Source organism: Cytobacillus gottheilii, assembly GCF_018582665.1.
Lineage (GTDB): Bacteria > Bacillota > Bacilli > Bacillales > Cytobacillaceae > Cytobacillus > Cytobacillus gottheilii.
Genome location: NZ_CP071709.1, coordinates 4,156,435 through 4,176,150, shown reverse-complemented (window position 1 = coordinate 4,176,150; position 19,716 = coordinate 4,156,435). Strand labels below are relative to the sequence as shown.

The window sequence follows — 19,716 nt, the reverse complement described above, 5'->3', positions numbered from 1 at the left end:
CATTATGGCTTCGAATATAAAAAGGACTGTTTTGAATGCGGCAAAGCCGCTTGTCCTTCCCTATACACGCAAAAAACTGAATAGCTTTTATCAGAACAGCCTGAAACCTGCCGAACTTGGTGACGGTAATGTACTTGTGCTTGCTCCGCATGTCGATGATGAAACGATTGGTCTTGGCGGCACGATTTTAAAGCATGTGAAAAACGGCCAGCAAGTGACGGTTGCTTATATCACAGATGGAGCAGGCAGTGTTTCCTCCCTCTCCAAAAGCGAACTGATGCAGAAGCGAAAAGATGAAGCCTATGAAGTTCAGAAGCTGTTGGGCTTTCAAAACCTTGTTTTTCTTGATTTTCCGGATGGAGCGATTGAAAGCAATGCGCAGACAAGAGCGGCATTTGAGAAGCTTATAGATGAGACAAAGCCAGGCATCATTTACTGTACAACCTTTATTGACTGTCACCGGGATCATGTCGCAACAGGCAGAATTCTGGCTGATGTGATTGCAGACACCTCTTTTGACGGTGTTATCCGCTTATACGAAATCAATTGCCCGATTTCGCCAAGTGCGATTAATACGGTCATTGATATTTCTTCTGAAGCGGTTGTGAAGGAAAAAGCAGTTGATATTTTTCAATCGCAGGCAATCGACTTTGATGGATTTATCGAGCTGAGCAAAATAAAAACGAACATGCTGGCAGATTCTGAGGTAGCAGCGGTGGAAACCTTTCTTGAGATTCCAGCGCAGCACTTCTCGGCGCAATACCGGATTATTGACTCAGAAGGCCATTCATATAGCAGCATCTTTAAACAGGTCAACAAAGCCGCAACCTTACTGTGGGGCATCATGAAAAATGCAGATCTGAAAAAAGAATGGTATCAGAAAAGCCGGAATGCAGAAGGAGTGAAGCAAAGTTGAAGATACTTCACTTTATTAGCGGAGGAGAAACAGGCGGTTCCAGAAAGCATGTAATTACGCTGCTTTCCAAGCTTCCTAAAGACTCTGTCTCACTCGTCGTTTTGCAGGAAGGTGCATTGTCAAAGGAAGCCGAGGAAGCAGGCATCGATGTGCATGTCTTTAAGCAATCCTCCCGGTACGACCTCAGTGTTCTAAATAAACTGATCCGTTTTATCAAGGATAACTCTTTTGACATTCTGCATACCCATGGACCGCGCGCCAACCTCTTTGGAACGTATTTAAAAAGCAGGCTGGATATTATCTGGGTAACAACGGTGCACAGTGATCCAAAGCTTGATTTTATGAAAACAGGTGTGAAAGGGAAAGCCTTTACGAAGCTGAATATGTTTGCACTAAAGAAGATGGACGGATATTTTGCTGTTTCTGAAACGTTTAAGCAAAATCTTGTAAGTCTTGGCATTCCTGCTGCTAAAGTTCAGACCGTTTATAATGGCATTGAGTTTACGGCAGAAAAGGCAGCTCCGCTTTCTAGAGAAAGCCTTGGCGTCAGCGAAGATGATTTCGTGATGACAATGGTAGCCCGGCTGCATCCAATCAAAGGACATGAAGTGGTGTTTAAGGCGATCAAAAGTCTTAATAACCCGGACATGAAGCTGATTTTAGTAGGAGACGGACCGATTAAAGAAGAACTGGAAGAGCTGGCAGCAAAAGAAGGACTTCAAGCTCAAGTAACCTTCTTGGGCTTCCGCCAGGATGTTGATAGCATTTACAGAGCATCAGACGTAGCTTTGCTCGCATCTTACAGTGAAAGCTTTCCGCTTGCCCTGCTGGAAGCGGCCAATCAGCATGTCCCACTAATCACAACCGATGTTGGCGGCGTAAAAGAACTGGTGGAACCAGGGAGCACTGGCTGGATTGTACCGATTAAAGATGACAAGTCCCTCGCGTCCGCATTCGCCTCTGCCTATGAAAAAAAGGAAAGTGGCGAGCTGAAGCAGATGGGCACGAAGCTTTATTCTTTTGCATCAAGCCATTTTTCCCTGCAGCAGCTGGCAGATTCAACAATGAATTATTATAAAAAACTAGCAGCAGGAAAAAATTAAAATTGTCACATGCCGCAGAATATTGTAACCTTATACAGGGAAAGCGTGATTTAAGATGAAAAAGGAGCTTTAAAATGGCTAATAAAAATACACTGACATATTACCTCGTGATAGCGTGCCTGTTTTTTATTCCGATACTATACTTCAAAACGTATCTTGGCCCGCTGCCATTATCAGCTGAGGTTATTCTCGTTCCGCTTGTTACACTTGCGGGTATATATGAATTTTTCAAAGGTAAAATCAGACTGAATGATCTTAAAATCTGGCCGCTTACGGCTGCTTTTGCACTATTTTTAATTGTATCGCTGATCTCCATTGTCAATGCGATCGATTTAAAATCTGCCATTATGGAGACTGCCCGTTATCTATCATACGTCGTGCTGTTTCTGATTGTGGCGAAAGTGGATTTTACAAAGAAGCAATATTTAAGCTTTGCTAAGTGGTTTGGTGCAGCAGTTGTTATTGTTGGGGTATTCGGTGTCCTGCAATATGTATTCAATTTCTCCCTTAATAAGGCAGGATTGTATGCACTGCAGGAAGCAAAGGGCCGTGTTGATTCAACCCTTGTCAATCCAAACTATTATTCTGCATACTTAAACTATCTAATTCCAACGATTCTGCTGGTTGCTGTTGTTTACTTTAAAAACCGCACAGCACAGCTGCTTATGTTTGCGTTGTTTGCCATCTACGTTGCTAACGTTGTTTTAACCTATACACGTGCAGCTTGGGTCACAATGGCTTGTGCCTTAATCTTACTGATTATCTTAATGCCAAAATTATTTATTAAAAATGCGATCAAACCGCATATTTTATTATCATTTTTAATCCTTTTTACTGTCGTATACTTTATGCCGGATGTGCAGTCCCGTACAAGCTCAGCGCTTTACGCGATTGAACAGCTGCTTCCAAAAGGCACAAACATTAGCTTAGGCGGCGATTCAGCTGATCCGGACGGCGGTGATGTTGAGGAAGTTCCCGGAGAAGAGGAAGAAGTAGAAGAGGACGCTACAACAAGCCGTGCCGTTGTCTCGCGTACAACTCTTTGGAAAACAGGCTGGTATATGCTGAGAGACAACCCTGTCCTTGGACTTGGTGTCGGAAACTACACAGCGAACTACAAGGAATATGTAGAAAAATACCCAGAGCTCTACATTGGGCATGACAGCTATTCTGTCCATAACTCCTACTTAAAGGTTGGAGCAGAAACAGGCTTTATTGGGCTAATCTCATTCCTTCTCATCTATATCGTGTACTTCTTAACGATCATTAAGCTATACCTTGATCAAAAACAAAATGTATTAGGGAAAGTCATGGCAGTTGGTCTCTTCGTCGGAAGCGTCTGCTACATGGTCCAAAACCTATCCAATAACCTAATCTTCATTCCACAGCTGAACATGATCTTCTGGCTCACAGCAGGTCTTGTCCTGGCATTCTTGGCTAAGAATCGGAAGGAAGCTGCTTGAGTTAGAAACCCAGCACGGTGAGTGCTGGGGTTTTTTATTGTTTTTAGATCACTAGGGCAGAAGTGTGCCCTTTGTAACGCTTCCTAATTATAATTAATCATTCACGTAAGAATGATACCTGTGTGGATCTGGCTTAAAACAGATAATGATCCGCATTTGTGTATATTTAAACAAAAATAGCCAAATTATTCGGATTTGGGAGGTTAATAGTGCTTCAGAGTTACCATGATGTTACAACTCAAAATAAGCTATTTGCCCCTTGGATTTTTATAAGATTTTCAAGGAACAGGGAAAGAACAGCCTTCTTAACAGAAAATTTACAAATAGCTGTGGCTATTAACCTACCTGATTGTTAATGAATGGGTATTGTGAATCCGTTAACTTTTTTATAAAAAAACTTCCAATTTATGAACCTAGTATGTATAATGAAAAAGGTGGAATCAAATGGGAAACTATTTGAACATTTAACTCCATATTTCGCAAAGATACATATGGTAATAATTTCAACCGCAAACGTTGTAAAAAATGGTTGAAATATAGTACTAATTTGGTAGAATAAAGACAAGTTTAATTTTCCAAGTCTGCCAGATTGTTCTTATTAATGAATTATTACCTAAAAAAGAGCGGATAGGAGTTAAACGATACTTACATTACTAAGCGATGAACTCTCATCGATTTAGAAAAATCAAACTTTTTTCACAAAACGGGGAGGAAATATTACAATGGCTTACCAACCAAAGTCTTACCGTAAGTTCGTAGCTACAGCTGCGACAGCTACTTTAGTAGCAGGTGTTCTAGCTCCAGCTGTATCAGCTGCTAGCTTCACAGATGTACCAGAAAGATATCAAGATGCAGTAGATTTCGTAGTATCAAAAGGAATCCAAGGATTCTCTGATACTCAATTCGGAACTGGCGAAAACATCAAGCGTGTTGACGCTGCTGTTATGGTTGCTAAAGTTGTCGGCTTAGACACTGAAAGCGCTCCTGCTGCAGGCTTCACAGATGTACCAGCTCGTGCTCAAGGTGCTGTTAACGCACTTAAAGAAGCAGGAATCACTTCTGGTAAATCAACTACTTCATTCGGTGCGCAAGATCTTATCACTCGTGGAGAACTTGCTATCTGGATCGACCGTGCATTCAACCTAGAAGGTTCTGCTGACCACAACTTCACTGACGTTGCTGATCGTTATGCAGAGGCTGTTGAAGCATTAGTTGCTAACGAAATCACTAACGGTGTTTCTGCAACTTCATTTGGAGTAACTCAAAACGCTAAGCGTGGCGATTTCGCTATCTTCTTACACAGAGCAAGCAACGTTGATGCTGAGCTTGAAGTAGTAGAAGTAAGTGCAATCAACGCTAAAACAATCGAAGTTGACTTCAACACTGCTGTAGAAGATACTTCTAAAGCTTCAGTTGAATTACTACGTGGCGCTTTCAAGCAAAACGCAACAATCAACTGGTCTGAAGATAAGAAATCAGTTCAATTAGTTGGAGCATCAAACTTCCAAGCTGCTGATTACACTGTTAACATCTCAGGTTTAACTGAAAAAACATTAACAGGTTCAGTAAAGATCGAAGCTCAAAAAGTAGCTTCTATCGAAATTCTTGACGAAGTAGCAGTTGTTTCAGATTCTAATTCTGATGGTTCTTTACCAACTGGTGCAACAGCAACTGTTGGCTACCAAGTTAAAGACCAATACGGCACTGATATTTCCGATAACATTTCTTTAACAACTAACGATGGTAATACTGTTGGAGCTTCTAAGGGTGTTGTAACTCTAAGCGGACTTAACGGCAAAAAAGTTGGAGATATCGTACCAGTTGTATTAATCGATACTGCTACAGGTACATCTGCTTCTAAAACTGTTAAACTATCAGCTGAATCTACAGTATCTTCTATCGAAGTAGCTGGTATTTATAACGCTAAAGGTGAAGAAGTAGCTCTTAACGATGCTTCTAAAGCTAGCGAAGCATTCATCGTATTGAACCTTAAAGATCAGTACGGCAAAGAAATTACAGATGCTGCTAAAGCTTCTGGATTAGTAATCACTAATACAAACCCAACTAACTTAACAGTTGCTAATGCAGTTGAAAAAGTTAAAATTGGTGACAAAGATAAATTAGTTATTAAAATCGCTGATATCAAAAAAGCTGGCAGCACTGACGTATTATTAATTTCTACAACTAATGGTCAATCTGCTAAGTATACAGTAAACGTTGCTGAAACTGCTACATCTGATGCAATTGCTGTATCACAGCCAGAAATCGCTGTTGAAGATGAAACTACTTTAATCCCTGTAACAGTTACTGATAAAGCTGGTAACGTTATTACAGATAAGAAATTATTATCTAACCCTACAAAAGGTATCAAAGTTGGCGGTGTAACAGTAGCTGAGGGAGCTCTTGAAGTAAAAGACGGTCAAGTATTCTACAAGACTACTTTTGCTAATGCTGGTACTCAAGCATTAGTATTCCAATCTTCTACTTACAAAGTAGCTACAGTTACAGTAAGCGTAAAAGAAGCAGCGAAAGCTACTCTAGTACGCGGACTTGAAAAGCCATTAGTACTTTCAACTGTTAAAGGTGCTGTAACGGTTACTGCTAAGGATCACTTAGTAATCGAAGACCAGTATGGCCGTGTAATTAAAGATTCAGCTGCGCCTGTAAAAGTTGAATTAGTTGGTACATCTGACGTTGTTTCTGTAGCAAACAATGCAGTAACTCCACTTAAAAACGGTACTGCTACATTAAAAGTTTCTCTAGTGACTGAAAATGGAAATATCAATTCTGCTGTAGAAGTAAAAGTACAAGTTACTGATGGAACTCAATACAGCGATTATGAAGTTGCTGAAATTGGTAAAATCCAAACTGGCGTTGCAGAAGCAATCTCTGTTAGCGGCTTACTAAACGGTGGTAAAGTAGCTCTTGCTGATAGCGAGTACACTGCTTCTATCTCTGGTGGAAAAGGCACTGTTGCAGTAACTGCTGATAAAGAGTTCACTGTTGCAGAAGAGAACCTAAACGTTGACAGCAACGGTAACGAAGTTGATACAGAATTCACTCTTAAAGTGACAGTAAATGCAACTGGTAAAGTATACGAGCAAAAATTCGTAGCATCTAACAAAGCTCCTGTTGTTCAAGATTTCTTCTTCACAACTACAGCTGTTGATGGAAGCTATGCTGATGCAAAAGCAATCACTGAAGCTACACTTGCTTCTGGTAGCACAATTGCAACTTCACTTAAATCAGGTGAAAAAGCAGTTAACGTTGCAACTGTTGACCAATATGGTAACAAGAAAGTTGTTGCTATCCCTACAAACGATACAATCACTGTTGTACCTGAAAAAGCTGGTGAAGTAACAATCACTGGAAACGGTACACCAAATGCTGAAGTAGCATTACGTGCTGGTGTTGAAGAATCAACAGTTACTTTGAAAATCAAAGTAGGTTCTGAGACTAAAGAACTTAAAGTTAAAGTTGGCGCTCCTCAATAAAACTAAACGAAACGTTACTTTATAAGCTTAATCTCTGATTAAGTGAAAAAAGTCAAAGCAGTTACCTCATGTTTCAAGCCTGAAGCATGAGGTACTCTTTGAACTATTGCTGTTAATTTATGGGTGGAATTCCCATGCGTGTTCAATAGTCACTGACATGTGCCTAATCCTCCTGCATCCATTGAGGCGCTAACAAGCCGAAGGGGTGAAGTCAGGTGAAGTCGTACTCATGAAATTGAGGCGGGGCTCCATAAAAAATGGCTATGGTTAGGAGACGAATCCATGTTTATGCAGGGTGAGGTAGAAGGTATTAAGAATTGCTAGGAGCTTATTGCCTTTCCGTTAATTCGAAATGATTAACTGGAGATCAGAGAATTGACTATTAACCTGGTCTTTCTCATACCTGAATAGTGGAGACCTAAGGCCATTAAAATAAGGGATAACAGTGATGGAACGTTTGAAGTCTTGTTATAAGAGGTGAGTTAGCACCTGTGAGGATAACAAGATGGCTGCGGGTTTATAGTAGTGTTGATCGCTAGCCGTTTGTACCTTCATGGCAACATGTTGGGAGGAGAAAACTAGTGGGAGCGAAGAAACCCAGTCAATAGTAGTATCTTAAACAACTTATTTCCCCAAAATAAGTTCGATAATGACCTATCGTTTGATAGGTCATTTTTTTATGGGGAATTATTGAGAAGAAAGTACTAGATTTAAGGACTAGTAAACTATTATTGACAGATCGCCGTGTGCGATGAAAGTCGCTCGCACGGTGAAGGCTTATCCGAAAGACCATTATGGTTATAAGGTGAGAATAGCATTGAAGAGATTATAAGTACTGAGGGAATTTATAGGGGGAACTTAAATCTTAATCCCCAAGGCACAGACCCTATTAATTACGGACCAGAAAATAACACTCGCACCATTGTTGGAAATGTCGTCATAAATGGTGAGATTTCATCAACAATACAACTCAGGAATTTAACGATCAATGGAGATTTAATTATAAATACACCAAATGCATCAGTCGTATTAGACTCTTCTGTTAACGTAACTGGGACTATCGTTATAGAAGATGTAGCAGCTTCTACTTTTACGAATAACGGTGTAATAGGCAAGGTCAGAATTATTGATTCAAATGGTACCAGATTTATCAATAATGGAACTAGTGGATTGCTGACAATTGACACTATTGGCAAAGTGACAATAGGAGGGACTATTGACGAAGTAGTTGTAACAAAATCTACTACTCTTAATGTTCAGGGAACGATTAAGAAATTAGCAGTTTCACAAGGCCAAGTCGTAGATATAAGCGGCAGTGGAAGAGTTTTAGAAATTCCGATTGACAGTCAGGTAGCTTTTGAAGGTCAGAAAGAACTAGAAGAAATCATGAAAAGTGCATATGCTCTATCACCCGAAGACTATACAACAGAAAGCTATAATTGGCTCAAGACAGCTCTAGAGTTTCCAGTAACATCAAATGCAGAAGTTAAAGCAAAGACGGAAGCAATCAAACAAGTGCTATCAATTTTAGAATTTGCCGGTCAGTCAGCACTAAATACAGCAAAAGAAAAAGCTAAGGAAAAGCAAAAAGCAGACTATACTTCAGAAACTTATACCGCATTAAAATCTGCAATAGACATGCCAGAAACAACAAATGCAGAAGTAGTAGCCAAAACAGAAGCGATTCAAAATGCCCTAGCAGGATTAGAATTTGCGGGCCAGTCAGCACTAAATACAGCTAAAGCAAAAGCTGAGGAAAAGGAAGAAGCCGACTATACTTCAAAAAGTTATAACGCCCTTAAATCAGTATTAGAACTGCCAGAAACAACAAATGCAGAAGTAGTAGCAAAAACGGAAGCTATTGAAGAAGCATTAGCAGACTTAGAGTTTACCGGCCAAACAGCCTTAAATGCAGCAAAAGCAAAAGCTGAGGAAAAGGAAGAAGCCGACTATACATCTGAAAGCTATAGCCCATTGAAAGCAGCATTAGAACTGCCAGAAACAACGAATGGTGGAGTGGTAGCAAAAACGGAAGCGATCCAGGAAGCCCTAGCAGGCTTAGAGTTTGCCGGCCAATCAGCCTTAAATACAGCAAAAGCAAAAGCTGAGGAAAAGGAAGAAGCAGATTACACTTCTGAAAGCTATATCCCATTAAAAGCAGCATTAGAACTGCCAGAAACAACGAATGATGAAGTAGTAGCAAAAACAGAAGCCATCCAAAGTGCATTAGCAGGTTTGGAATTCGCAGGCCAATCAGCATTAAAAACAGCAAAAGCAAAAGGTGAGGAAAAGCAAGAAGCGGACTATACTTCAGAAAGTTATAACGTCCTAAAATCAGCATTAGAAATGCCAGAAACAACAAATGCAGAAGTAGTATCCAAAACAGAAGCGATTCAAAATGCACTGGCAGGATTAGAATTTACGGGCCAGTCAGCACTAAACGCAGCAAAAGCAAAAGCTGAGGAAAAGCAAGAAGCGGACTATACTTCAGAAAGCTATAACACTCTTAAAACAGTATTAGAAATGCCAGAAACAACAAATGCAGAAGTAGTAGCCAAAACAGAAGCAATTCAAAATGCCCTGGCAGACTTAGAATTTGCGGGCCAGTCAGCATTAAACGCAGCAAAAGCAAAAGCTGAGGAAAAGCAACAAGCCGACTACACAACTGAAAGTTATAACAAACTAAAGTTAGCAATAGAAATGCTAGAAGCAACCAATGCAGAAATGGTTGCAAAAACAGAAGCATTAAATGAAGCATTAGCAGGGTTAATTTTTGCAGATCAATCAGGCTTGGATTCTGTGAAAAGCCAAGTAGATCAACTGATTAAAGAGCACTACTCTCAAGAAAGTTTCAATTTAATAACAAATGCGCTAAATTTGCCTGAAACAACGAACGATGAAGTAATAGCAAAAACGCAAGCTATTCAGGAGGCAATAAATAATTTAAAAGTTCTAGTTGCATCTGTAGGCAGCTCTAATCCCATCATAGTGGGGAAAGCCGGAAATGCACCAGAAGATGTCAAAGGTTCATTGCCTGCTCAAGCACAGGTAACCTTGGCGAATGGATTAACACGTAACTTGAACATTACATTGTGGACTGATAATGATCATTATGATCCTGCAGTAAGTGGATCTTATACGTTTACTGCTGTTGTTGTGGTACCAGCTGACGTAGATTTAAACGGTCATTCCATTTCTATAGAGGTTATAGTAGAAGAGGCACCAGCCTATTCAGTAATTGAAAGTCAAATGTTAGCAAGTCTTGACTTTTCGACTATTCCTGGAACAGCACCAAAACTTGATAGTAAGCCAGTTACCGTAGATAATTTTACCAATAATGCAAAAAGTTTTACGATTGTTTATGGACAAGATAGAATACCAGTGAATGTGTATTGGCAGCTTTCCACTGATTTCTCTAGAGGAGCAGCAATGGGTTCTGTGGTTGAGAGCTTTATACAAGATTACTATTATCAAAAAGGCGGCAGTAATGGTCTAATGAACAGACCGCTCTATGCTATGGGGTTTGGTGACACATTCTCTATTCAATCATTTAAGACGGGTTCCGCATCCTCTATCATCTTAGAAGGAAATGATTGGGATTACTTTTTCGATCAAAATAGCAGCATTGGTAAAGATCAGGATACATCTAAAAATCGCAGCTTTACGGTTAGTGATGGAGAAAAAATATCCACTATTCAATTGACAAGAAACTTTACTAGCATAGACCAAATTGTAACTCTAATTAACTCAAAATTAAGCACAGACGGAGTAAAAGCTACAGCAGAGAAAATGAACGCAAATCAATTTAAAATTACCTCTCAAGTGCCAGGCAGTGATATTATTATTGGTGGTAATGATAAAGATAACCTGTTTCAATAAATTTTTATAGTGATAGATAAAAGGGGCTTCCATTGCTGGGAGTCCTTTTTTTAATACTTATTTTATGATTTTTAAAAACCTCCTTAATTGCAGTATAATAATAATTTTACATAATATTTACACTATTTTAACTCCACCTCCAAAATACACTAGTTACAAAATGATACTATGTATCTGGGGAAATAAGAGATAGTACAATTGACGGCACGCCGTATGCGATGAAAGTCGCCTGTATGGTGTAGGCCCGATGCGAAAGCCAGGTAGTAGACTGGTATAAGACGGGAATAGCAAAGGACCAGCTTTAAAACTTACTTTGCAGCATGGCAACCTTTTAAAAGTATCTCAAATTGCTAGATATGATAGCGGAAAAGGTGCAGCTGGAACAGAAATTATGGCATATGATGCAAAAACGCAAAAAGCATTTGTGACAAACGGAGCAGTTAGCGGATTTGATATTCTATCATTTGCTGATTTAGAATCCGGTAAATTTACAGAAGTGGCTTCACAAAAACGTTTGCTACTAGCAGATTTCGGAGTAGAAGATGTTAAAGATATCACAAGCATTGCTGTACATCCTACAAGGGATTTAGTAGCGATCTCTGCTGCAAGAAACGATAAGACAGACAAAGGCTATATCGTTTTTGTCAACAAGAACGGCGGATTCCTTTCAAGTGTACAAGTAGGCTCTTTACCTGATATGGTTACATTTACTCCAGATGGTACGAAAGCACTTGTAGCGAACGAAGGAGAACCAAGCCAAGATTACAGTGTAGACACAGAAGGATCGATCTCAGTGATTGATGTAACAGGTGCTCCTGCTGGATTTACAGCAAAAGAATTAACTTTTTCAGAAGATTTAATTGATGACAAAGTTCGTGTTTCTTCAAGAGGGTCAAAGCTAGAGCAATTAGAGCCTGAATATATCACAGTTTCTGCAGACAGCAGAACAGCTTATGTTGCAATGCAAGAAAACAATGCGATTGCTACAATTGATCTAGTAGAAGAAAAAATTGTAAGTGTAAAAGGGCTTGGTGTTATTGATCATTCCGTTGAAGGGAATGAAATGGATGCAATCAAAGACGGTGAGATTAAAATTGAAAAACAGCCGATCTTAACATACCATTTACCAGATGCCATTAGCACGTTTACCGTTGGTGGAAATGAGTATATCATCACTCCAAACGAGGGCGATACTCGCGATTGGGATGCATACTCAGAGGAAAAGAAAGTTGGAAAATTAGGGGAAATTGAATTAAAAGCAGAAAACTATGCTGGTTATACACAAGAAGAATTAGATGCATTTGATGTAGGTCTATTAGAAGACTTTAAAGTAACAACTGAAAGTGGATACAATGAGGAAACTGGCAAGTATGAAGCATTATATGGCTTTGGCGGCCGAAGCTTCTCCATTTTCAATGCAGAAACAATGGAATTGGTTTATGACAGCGGAAATGAATTTGAAACAATCACAAAAGAAGCTGCTCCAGAGTACTTCAACTCTGACAATGAAGAAGTAGCTAAAGATGACCGAAGCAACAGTAAAGGTCCTGAGCCGGAAACAGCTGTTACAGGCGTCATTAATGGTAAAACTTATGCATTTATCGCATTAGAACGTTTCGGTGGAATTATGGTTTATGATGTATCAAACCCAGCTTCACCAAGCTTTGTATCATTGCTTTCCAGCCGTGATTTCTCTGTAACACAATTTGCTGGAGATCTTGAAGGCGATGATGCTGGTAAATTTGCTGGAGACGTTTCTCCTGAAGGATTGCAATTTATCCCAGCGAATCAAAGCCCAACAGGTAAGGCTTTGCTTGCTGCAACACATGAAGTTTCAGGTACAGTAGCAGTTTACCAGTTTGAGTAAGATTTATAAATAAAGGGAGCAGAGATGACAGTAATGTCCCTCTGCTCTTTTTTTATCTTGGAAATTAAGAGTAACTATAATACTCTCAAAAATTGGATTGTAAACTACAATTAACCAAACTTTAACCATTCATTAACAAAGAGTTAATATTAAAAACATTTCAAAAATATATAAAATACATTACAATAGTCAGTGGGGAAATAAGTAGAAAGATGTCTGCTGTTGGCGGATCGCCGTATGCGGTGAAAGCCGCCTGTATGGTGAAGGCTCGGTATAAGTCAGTGCAAATAGCTCTGTATAAAACGAGAATAGCGGACCAAAGCGTTTTACATTGTCATTGATGCATAACAATGACTCACATGCACACTTAGATGATGTTGCAAAATTTGTAACAGCAGTGAAGGGGGTTAGAGCTGATAAGCCAGAAGCATTATTGTTAAATGCTGGGGACGTATTCTCTGGTACATTATACTTTAACGAATTCCAAGGACAAGCTGATCTAGACTTCATGAATTTATTAGGTTACGACGCAATGACATTTGGAAACCATGAGTTCGATCTTGGTTCAAATGAAGAAGGACATAAAGCGTTAGCTGACTTTATCAAAGGTGCTCAATTCCCATTTGTATCTTCTAATATTGATTTCTCAGCTGATGATAATCTGAAAGGATTATTCTCAGATCTGCAATCAAGTGATCCTGAGAACGGAAGAATCTACAACGGAATCATTAAGGAAGTTGATGGGGAAAAGGTTGGAATTTTCGGTTTAACAACAGCTGAAACCGCTGACATTTCATCACCAGGTGATGTGAAATTTGAGGATTATATTGAAGAAGCCGAAAAAGCGGTAAAAGCTTTCGAAGATAAAGGCGTAGACAAAATTATTGCTCTTACTCACATTGGTTATGATGATAATCCAGCATATGACAACGATCTGACTTTGGCAGCAGCTGTTGACGGAATTGACGTAATCGTAGGCGGACATAGCCATACAAAATTAGATAATCCTGTTGTTATCGACAAAAACGAAAATGGACAAGCTAAAGAACCAACTATTATTGTACAAGGTCAAGAGTATCATAAATACCTTGGAACTTTAGATGTAACATTTGATGAAAATGGCGTAGTTGTAGAACATGATGGTGAGTTAATTGATGTAGCTGATTTTGCCGAAGATGCACAAGCGCTAGAAATGTTAAAGCCTTATAAAGATCGAGTAGATGAGGTGTCTAATACTGAAATTGGTGCAACTGCAACGGAAGCGTTAGAAAATCCACGCACAAATGGTGATAACACAAAAGAAAGTGTACGTAAAAATGAAACTGTTTTAGGAAACTTAATTACCGATGGCATGCTAGCAAAAGCTAGAGAATACAAGCCAGAAGATCATGTGATCATGGCGCTGCAAAATGGAGGCGGAATCCGTGCTGGCATTGATGCAGGTCCAATCACAAATGGTGATGTTATTACTGTTCTTCCATTTGGTAATACTCTAGCAACAATGAGCATTACTGGTGCAGAGTTAAAACAAGCATTTGAAATTAGCTTAGGAAATCTGCCAGGTGAAAATGGAGGATTCCTTCATGTTTCAGGAGGAAAAGTAGAATATGATTCTTCTAAACCAGCAGGCGAGCGTGTTGTAAGTGTTTCTTACAAGAATGAGCAAGGTGAATATATTGAAGTTCAAGATGCTGAAGAATATGTAGTTGCTACAAATGCCTTTACTGCTAAAGGTGGAGATGGCTATGACGTATTCGAGAAAATTTATCAAGAAGGTCGCGTAACAGATCTTGGTTTATCTGATTGGGAAAACTTTGCTGAGCATTTACAATCTCTTGGAACAGTTTCTGGTGAAATTGAAGGCAGAATCATCGATGTACTTGTTAAAGAAGTTCCGGCTGCAGATTTCTCTGGTACAACTGAAGAACCAAAACAATATAAAGGGAACGTGACTGTCGATACGACAAACATTGATTCCTTAAGCAATGCTGTTGTAAATGGCGACTTAGTTTTAACAGGTACACCATCTGAAGAAGCAACATTCTCAAATATTACAGTAACAGGTAATTTAGATTTATCTGACTTTGGCGGCGACGTTATCCTTGATGGAATCACTGTTGAAGGTGAAACAATCCTATAATTAATAGTTTAGCAGAGGCCTTCAGCTTAAGGTTGAGGGCCTTCTCCCTTTATAGTAGATAGACATAATAGCAGAAAAGGAGATTTGACTTAATGGGCACAAAATATATTAGAAGCAAAGTAAATGCTCTATTGGCATCGGCATTGCTAGTAAGTGCAGCTGTTCCGGCGTTGCCGATTAGTGCTAAAGCAGAAACATTGGCTACGGATTTGATTATTTCGGAGTATATTGAGGGCACTAGCAGCAATAAGGCAATTGAAATATATAACGGCACTGGAGAAACGGTAGATTTGAGCCAGTACACAATGAAATTATTTTCAAATGGTGCTACAACAGCAACAAACACTCAAAGATTATCTGGCTCCTTAGAAAACGGTTCAACTTTTGTTCTTTACAATAATTCAGCAGTTGAGGAAGTTAAAAATAAAGGGAACCTATCCAGCCAAGTTGCTAACTTTAACGGTGATGATGCATTAGTATTAGAAAAAAATTCCGAGGTAATTGATTCTTTCGGACAAGTGGGAACTAGAGAAGATTTTGGAACTGATGTTACATTAGTTCGTAAGAGCAATATCTTAACTGGTGACGCCATTATTGATGATGCTTTTAACCCTGAAGAAGAGTGGATTGAGTATCCAACAAATGATTTTTCACATTTAGGCACACATGAAATGTCCGGTGGAGATGTAAACCCACCAGTAGATCCAGATCCCGATCCGGAACAGCCAGCAGATCCTGAAACAATCACGATTGAAGCAGCTCGTGGAATGAGTTTAGGTGAAACCGTTACGGTAAAAGGTGTAGTAGCAGCTGGATTGAAAAATACAATCTCGATTCAAGATGAAACTGGCGGAATTGCAGTACGCCCAACAAGCTTAGGCTTATCTGTTGGGGATGAAGTAACGTTAACAGGTAAATTAGCGGATTACCGTGGCCTTCTGCAATTAGACAGTGCAACAGTTGTTGAAAAAAAGGCTGGGGATGCCCCAACAGCTAAAAAAGTGATAGGTGCAGAGGTTAATGAAGATAATGAATCTCAGCTTGTTACAGTAGAAAATGTTGAATTGACTGCTGTAAACGAAGGCAGCGGCTGGGCAAACTATACAGCTGATGATGGCAGCACCTTCATTGTTCGCGATGAAAATGGCTCACTTGATCTAGCAGTTGGAACAACATATGAATCCATTAGTGGTATTGTACAGCAGTTCGATAATGATTACCAAGTTATTCCTCGTTCTCAAGAAGATATTGTGGCTGACAGCACGATTTTAAAAGAAGCAGCTGCTTCTCCGGGAACAGGAACATATGTTGATGGAACTACAGTTACACTTAGCACGACGACTGCTGATGCTGAAATCTTCTATACGTTAGATGGGACAAATCCAACTGATGAGAGCACTAAGTACGAAACTCCAATTGAAATTACTGAAGATACTGTTTTAAAAGCAATCGTTAAAGCCGCAACAGGTAAGTTCAGCGAAATTGCTTCTTATGAGTATACGATTACAGATGCACTGCAAATTCATGATTTACAAGGTGAGGGACATGATTCACCATTTATGAATGAAACAGTAAGCGGGATCCAGGGTATTGTAACAAATTCATTTACATTAAGCGGAAGCTACTATTATACGATCCAGACACCAGATGAACTAGCAGATGATAACCCGAATACTTCGGAAGGAATCTTGCTTTATAGTGGTACAAGAAATTGGCCAATCGAAGTGGGTGATTTAGTTTCAGTTACTGGCAGAGTATCTGAGTATGCATATGATGGGTATAGCGACAGACAAACTACAGATCTGAAGTCTACTCAAATTAATGTTCGCAATGATCAAGGCGGAGTGGTTGAAGTTCTAGATGAGAATGTTAAATTGCCAGAACCAATTAAGCTTGATGAATCAAATATCAAATTTGATCACATTGACAGCGACCAATTTGAAATCTTTAACCCTGAAGTAGATGCAATCGATTTCTGGGAAAGCATTGAAAGCATGCGCGTTGAACTGGATACGGTTAAAGCAGTATCACCACAAGAGCACGGCGACCTTATTACAGTTCTTGAAAGCGAAGAAACAAATTCTCTTCATGGCGGCGTATTATATGAAGAAGGTAATGCAAATCCAAACCGCATTCATTTCCGTTTGGAGCCAAATGGAGTCGCTCGTGATTTCGAAGTAGCAACTGGCGATACGTTTGAAGGTCCGATTACTGGTGTTGTTGGCTACTCATACCAAAACTATAAAATTTATGTTCCATTAAATGAGATGGAAGCTGCACACAGAAAAGGAACTGTAGTACCTGAAAAAACAAAGATTGTAAAAGATGACGCCAAGTTAACAGTTGCTTCTTATAATCTGGAAAACTTCTCAAATAACAGATCATCTTCTTCAGATGATAAAGCCCGCAAACTAGCAAGAGCGATCGGTACAGATATGGAAACACCTGATATTGTTGGTGTTACAGAAGTACAGGACAACAATGGAGAATCTGCAGGAACTTCAGCTGCAAATGAAAGTTATGAGAGATTAATTGCAGCGATTAAAGCTGAAAGTGGCGTAGAGTACGAATACGCAAATATCGACCCTGTAAACAATCAGGATGGCGGAGCACCGAATGCAAATATTCGTGTTGGTTTCCTTTACAATCCTGAGCGTGTCCAAATGAAGGAAGGTAAGCCAGCAGGAGATGCTACTACTGCAGTAGGATACGAAGATGGTTCTTTAACACTTAACCCAGGCAGAATCGATCCAAACAATGCAGCATTTGATGATAGCCGTAAACCATTAGCGGCAGAATTTGTTTTTGATGGTGAAGATGTAATTGTTATTGCTAACCACTGGAATTCTAAATCTGGTGATACACCATTATTTGGTGCGATTCAACCGCCAGTATACGATAGTGAAATTCAGCGTAAGCAAATTGCTAATGTAATTTATGACTTTATTGAAGATGTAAAAACAAAGAATCCATCAGCAAATATTGTTTCTCTTGGAGATTTTAATGACTACCAATTCGCAGATGCTCTTAAAATTCATGAAGGTGAATTAATGACTAACATGATCAATGAAGTTGAAGCATCAGATCGTTACACATATCTATACCAAGGTAACTCTCAAGTATTAGATCATATCTTAGTATCTAATAACCTAGCAGCAAATACAGAAGTGGATATTCTTCACATTAACGCAGACTTTACCGATATGGCTGGCCGAGCAAGTGACCATGACCCTGTAATGGTTCAAATTGACTTGAAAGCTTCAGATGATGAAGGCGAACAGCCAGGTTTAGAGCCAATCGAAGCTGAAAAAGAGTACAACTTCAAAAACTTTAAAACAGGCAAACTGACAATCACAAAACCAAGTGTTTCTCTAACATTGGATGCAGCTTCAGTTATTAAAAACGGCATCTTCTTTACAGGGGAATATGCGGAATTCCATGGTGAAGGCTTCCAGACAAATGATGTGACGATTAACCCTAAAAAAGCTGGCGCAATCGTTGACTTCAAAGGCAATGCTGTACAAAAGCTAATCATTGATGGAACAAACGTAAGTGAAATCAGAGGCGCAGACAACTTAGATATCGAAAGCATTGAATATATCAACGGTGCCGATCCTGAACAAATTGATTTCTATAATTTAGAGGGGGACCTTATTCAAGGTCCTTCTTTTCCTTTGCCAAGTGAGAACCATGCTCCAGTAGTATCTAAAGGAATCACGAACAAAACAGCAGCAGCAGGAGAAACGGTTACAATTGATTTATCAGAGCATTTTTCTGATCCAGATAAAGATAAACTCTCTTTTAATTCGACACTTGGTAAAGTAAACGGGAATACCTTAACCTTAGAGTTGGCAGAAGGAACACATCTAGTTGCAGTCACTGCAACTGATGGGAAATTAAGTGTAACAGAAAGATTTAGTGTAACAATAACAGCAGCTAGTAACGATGAAAACAACGATTACTATCAAGCGGCTATGGGCAAAGAAGGCCAAGCTCTGAAATCAGCTCTTCATGATATTATTTCAGATCAAAAAGTTCTTTCTTATTCTCAAGTCTGGGATGCTTTAAAAGTAACGGATGAACACCCTGATAGTCCTAATGATGTATTGTTATTCTATTCTGGAGAAGCACGTTCTAAATCCAGCAATGGCGGAAACGTAGGGGACTGGAACCGTGAACACGTTTGGGCAAAATCTCACGGGAATTTCGGAACAAGCAATGGCCCTGGTACTGATATTCACCACCTGCGCCCAACGGATGTGCAAGTGAATAGCTCTAGAGGAAATCTAGATTTCGATTATGGCGGAAATCCTGTGAATAATTGTGATGACTGTAAAAGGAGCTCAAACTCATTTGAGCCCCCAGATCGCGTAAAAGGTGACGTAGCAAGAATGCTATTTTACATGGCAACACGCTACGAAGCTGGAGACCGAGTGGACTTGGAATTAAACGAAAAACTAAATAACGGAAGTGCGCCCTATCACGGTAAACTATCCGTTCTTCTTGAATGGCACAAACAAGACCCAGTGGACGAAATAGAACAACGCAGAAACGACAAAATCCACGAAATCCAAGGCAACCGCAACCCATTTATTGACCACCCAGAGTGGGCGGAGTCTATTTGGAACTAAGGTTAGGCACTAGTTGGATCATGGGGACAGGTCCTTTGACCCTACTGGGCAAGTGGGTAATGAGGGACAGGTTCCTTAACTCAACAACAGATCAATCTGCGAATAAAGAAAGACCCGCCCAATGGCGGGTTTATTTTATTTCCGCAAAGCAAATTTATAGCTGCACTTTCTAACAGTATTAAATCAGCAATAAGGAGCATTGAAAAGGAGATATGTAATTAAA

8 protein-coding genes and 1 pseudogene are annotated in these 19,716 nt (G+C 39.6%); 8 read left to right on the top strand and 1 reads right to left on the bottom strand.

Annotation, left to right across the window (positions count from 1 at the left end; all coding sequences use genetic code 11):
* Positions 1-4: 4 nt before the first annotated feature.
* From J1899_RS20630 to J1899_RS20615, 4 genes are all read left to right on the top strand, one after another.
* Positions 5-916: a PIG-L deacetylase family protein gene (locus J1899_RS20630; RefSeq protein ID WP_214476417.1), complete on the top strand. Its 912-nt coding sequence runs from the start codon at positions 5-7 to the stop codon at positions 914-916.
* Positions 913-2,019: a glycosyltransferase family 4 protein gene (locus J1899_RS20625; protein WP_214476415.1), complete on the top strand. Its 1,107-nt coding sequence runs from the start codon at positions 913-915 to the stop codon at positions 2,017-2,019. The genes J1899_RS20630 and J1899_RS20625 overlap by 4 nt, the downstream gene beginning before the upstream one ends.
* A gap of 74 nt (positions 2,020-2,093) precedes the next feature.
* Positions 2,094-3,482 carry an O-antigen ligase family protein gene (locus J1899_RS20620; RefSeq protein WP_214476413.1) on the top strand — a complete coding sequence of 463 codons (1,389 nt, stop codon included), beginning with the start codon at positions 2,094-2,096 and terminating at the stop codon, positions 3,480-3,482.
* Between the two features lie 722 nt (positions 3,483-4,204).
* The gene (locus J1899_RS20615; protein WP_214476411.1) at positions 4,205-6,976 is read left to right on the top strand and encodes an S-layer homology domain-containing protein; all 2,772 of its coding nucleotides are present in this window, start codon (positions 4,205-4,207) and stop codon (positions 6,974-6,976) included.
* A gap of 893 nt (positions 6,977-7,869) precedes the next feature.
* Here the strand turns inward: J1899_RS20615 and J1899_RS20610 are convergent.
* Positions 7,870-8,130 carry a hypothetical protein gene (locus J1899_RS20610; RefSeq protein WP_214476408.1) on the bottom strand — a complete coding sequence of 87 codons (261 nt, stop codon included), beginning with the start codon at positions 8,128-8,130 and terminating at the stop codon, positions 7,870-7,872.
* A 16-nt stretch (positions 8,131-8,146) separates the two neighbouring features.
* On the opposite strand from J1899_RS20610, the gene J1899_RS20605 reads away from it, so the two are divergent.
* The 4 genes and pseudogenes from J1899_RS20605 to J1899_RS20590 all read left to right on the top strand — a co-directional run bounded on the left by J1899_RS20605 (position 8,147) and on the right by J1899_RS20590 (position 19,493).
* Positions 8,147-10,855 carry an Ig-like domain-containing protein gene (locus J1899_RS20605; RefSeq protein WP_214476406.1) on the top strand — a complete coding sequence of 903 codons (2,709 nt, stop codon included), beginning with the start codon at positions 8,147-8,149 and terminating at the stop codon, positions 10,853-10,855.
* A gap of 313 nt (positions 10,856-11,168) precedes the next feature.
* Complete coding sequence (locus J1899_RS20600) at positions 11,169-12,722, top strand: choice-of-anchor I family protein (RefSeq protein WP_425514988.1); 1,554 nt, start codon at positions 11,169-11,171, stop codon at positions 12,720-12,722.
* Between the two features lie 325 nt (positions 12,723-13,047).
* Positions 13,048-14,862 (top strand): annotated as a pseudogene (locus J1899_RS20595) (bifunctional metallophosphatase/5'-nucleotidase); the annotation flags it as partial.
* A gap of 92 nt (positions 14,863-14,954) precedes the next feature.
* Positions 14,955-19,493: an endonuclease gene (locus J1899_RS20590; protein WP_214476402.1), complete on the top strand. Its 4,539-nt coding sequence runs from the start codon at positions 14,955-14,957 to the stop codon at positions 19,491-19,493.
* Positions 19,494-19,716: the final 223 nt, after the last annotated feature.

Excerpts from the sequence above, each read along its gene's own strand:
- J1899_RS20630 (WP_214476417.1), top strand. The coding sequence starts at position 5 with ATGGCTTCGAATATAAAAAGGACTGTTTTGAATGCGGCAAAGCCGCTT.
- J1899_RS20590 (WP_214476402.1), top strand. The coding sequence starts at position 14,955 with ATGGGCACAAAATATATTAGAAGCAAAGTAAATGCTCTATTGGCATCG.
- J1899_RS20620 (WP_214476413.1), top strand. The coding sequence starts at position 2,094 with ATGGCTAATAAAAATACACTGACATATTACCTCGTGATAGCGTGCCTG.
- J1899_RS20615 (WP_214476411.1), top strand. The coding sequence starts at position 4,205 with ATGGCTTACCAACCAAAGTCTTACCGTAAGTTCGTAGCTACAGCTGCG.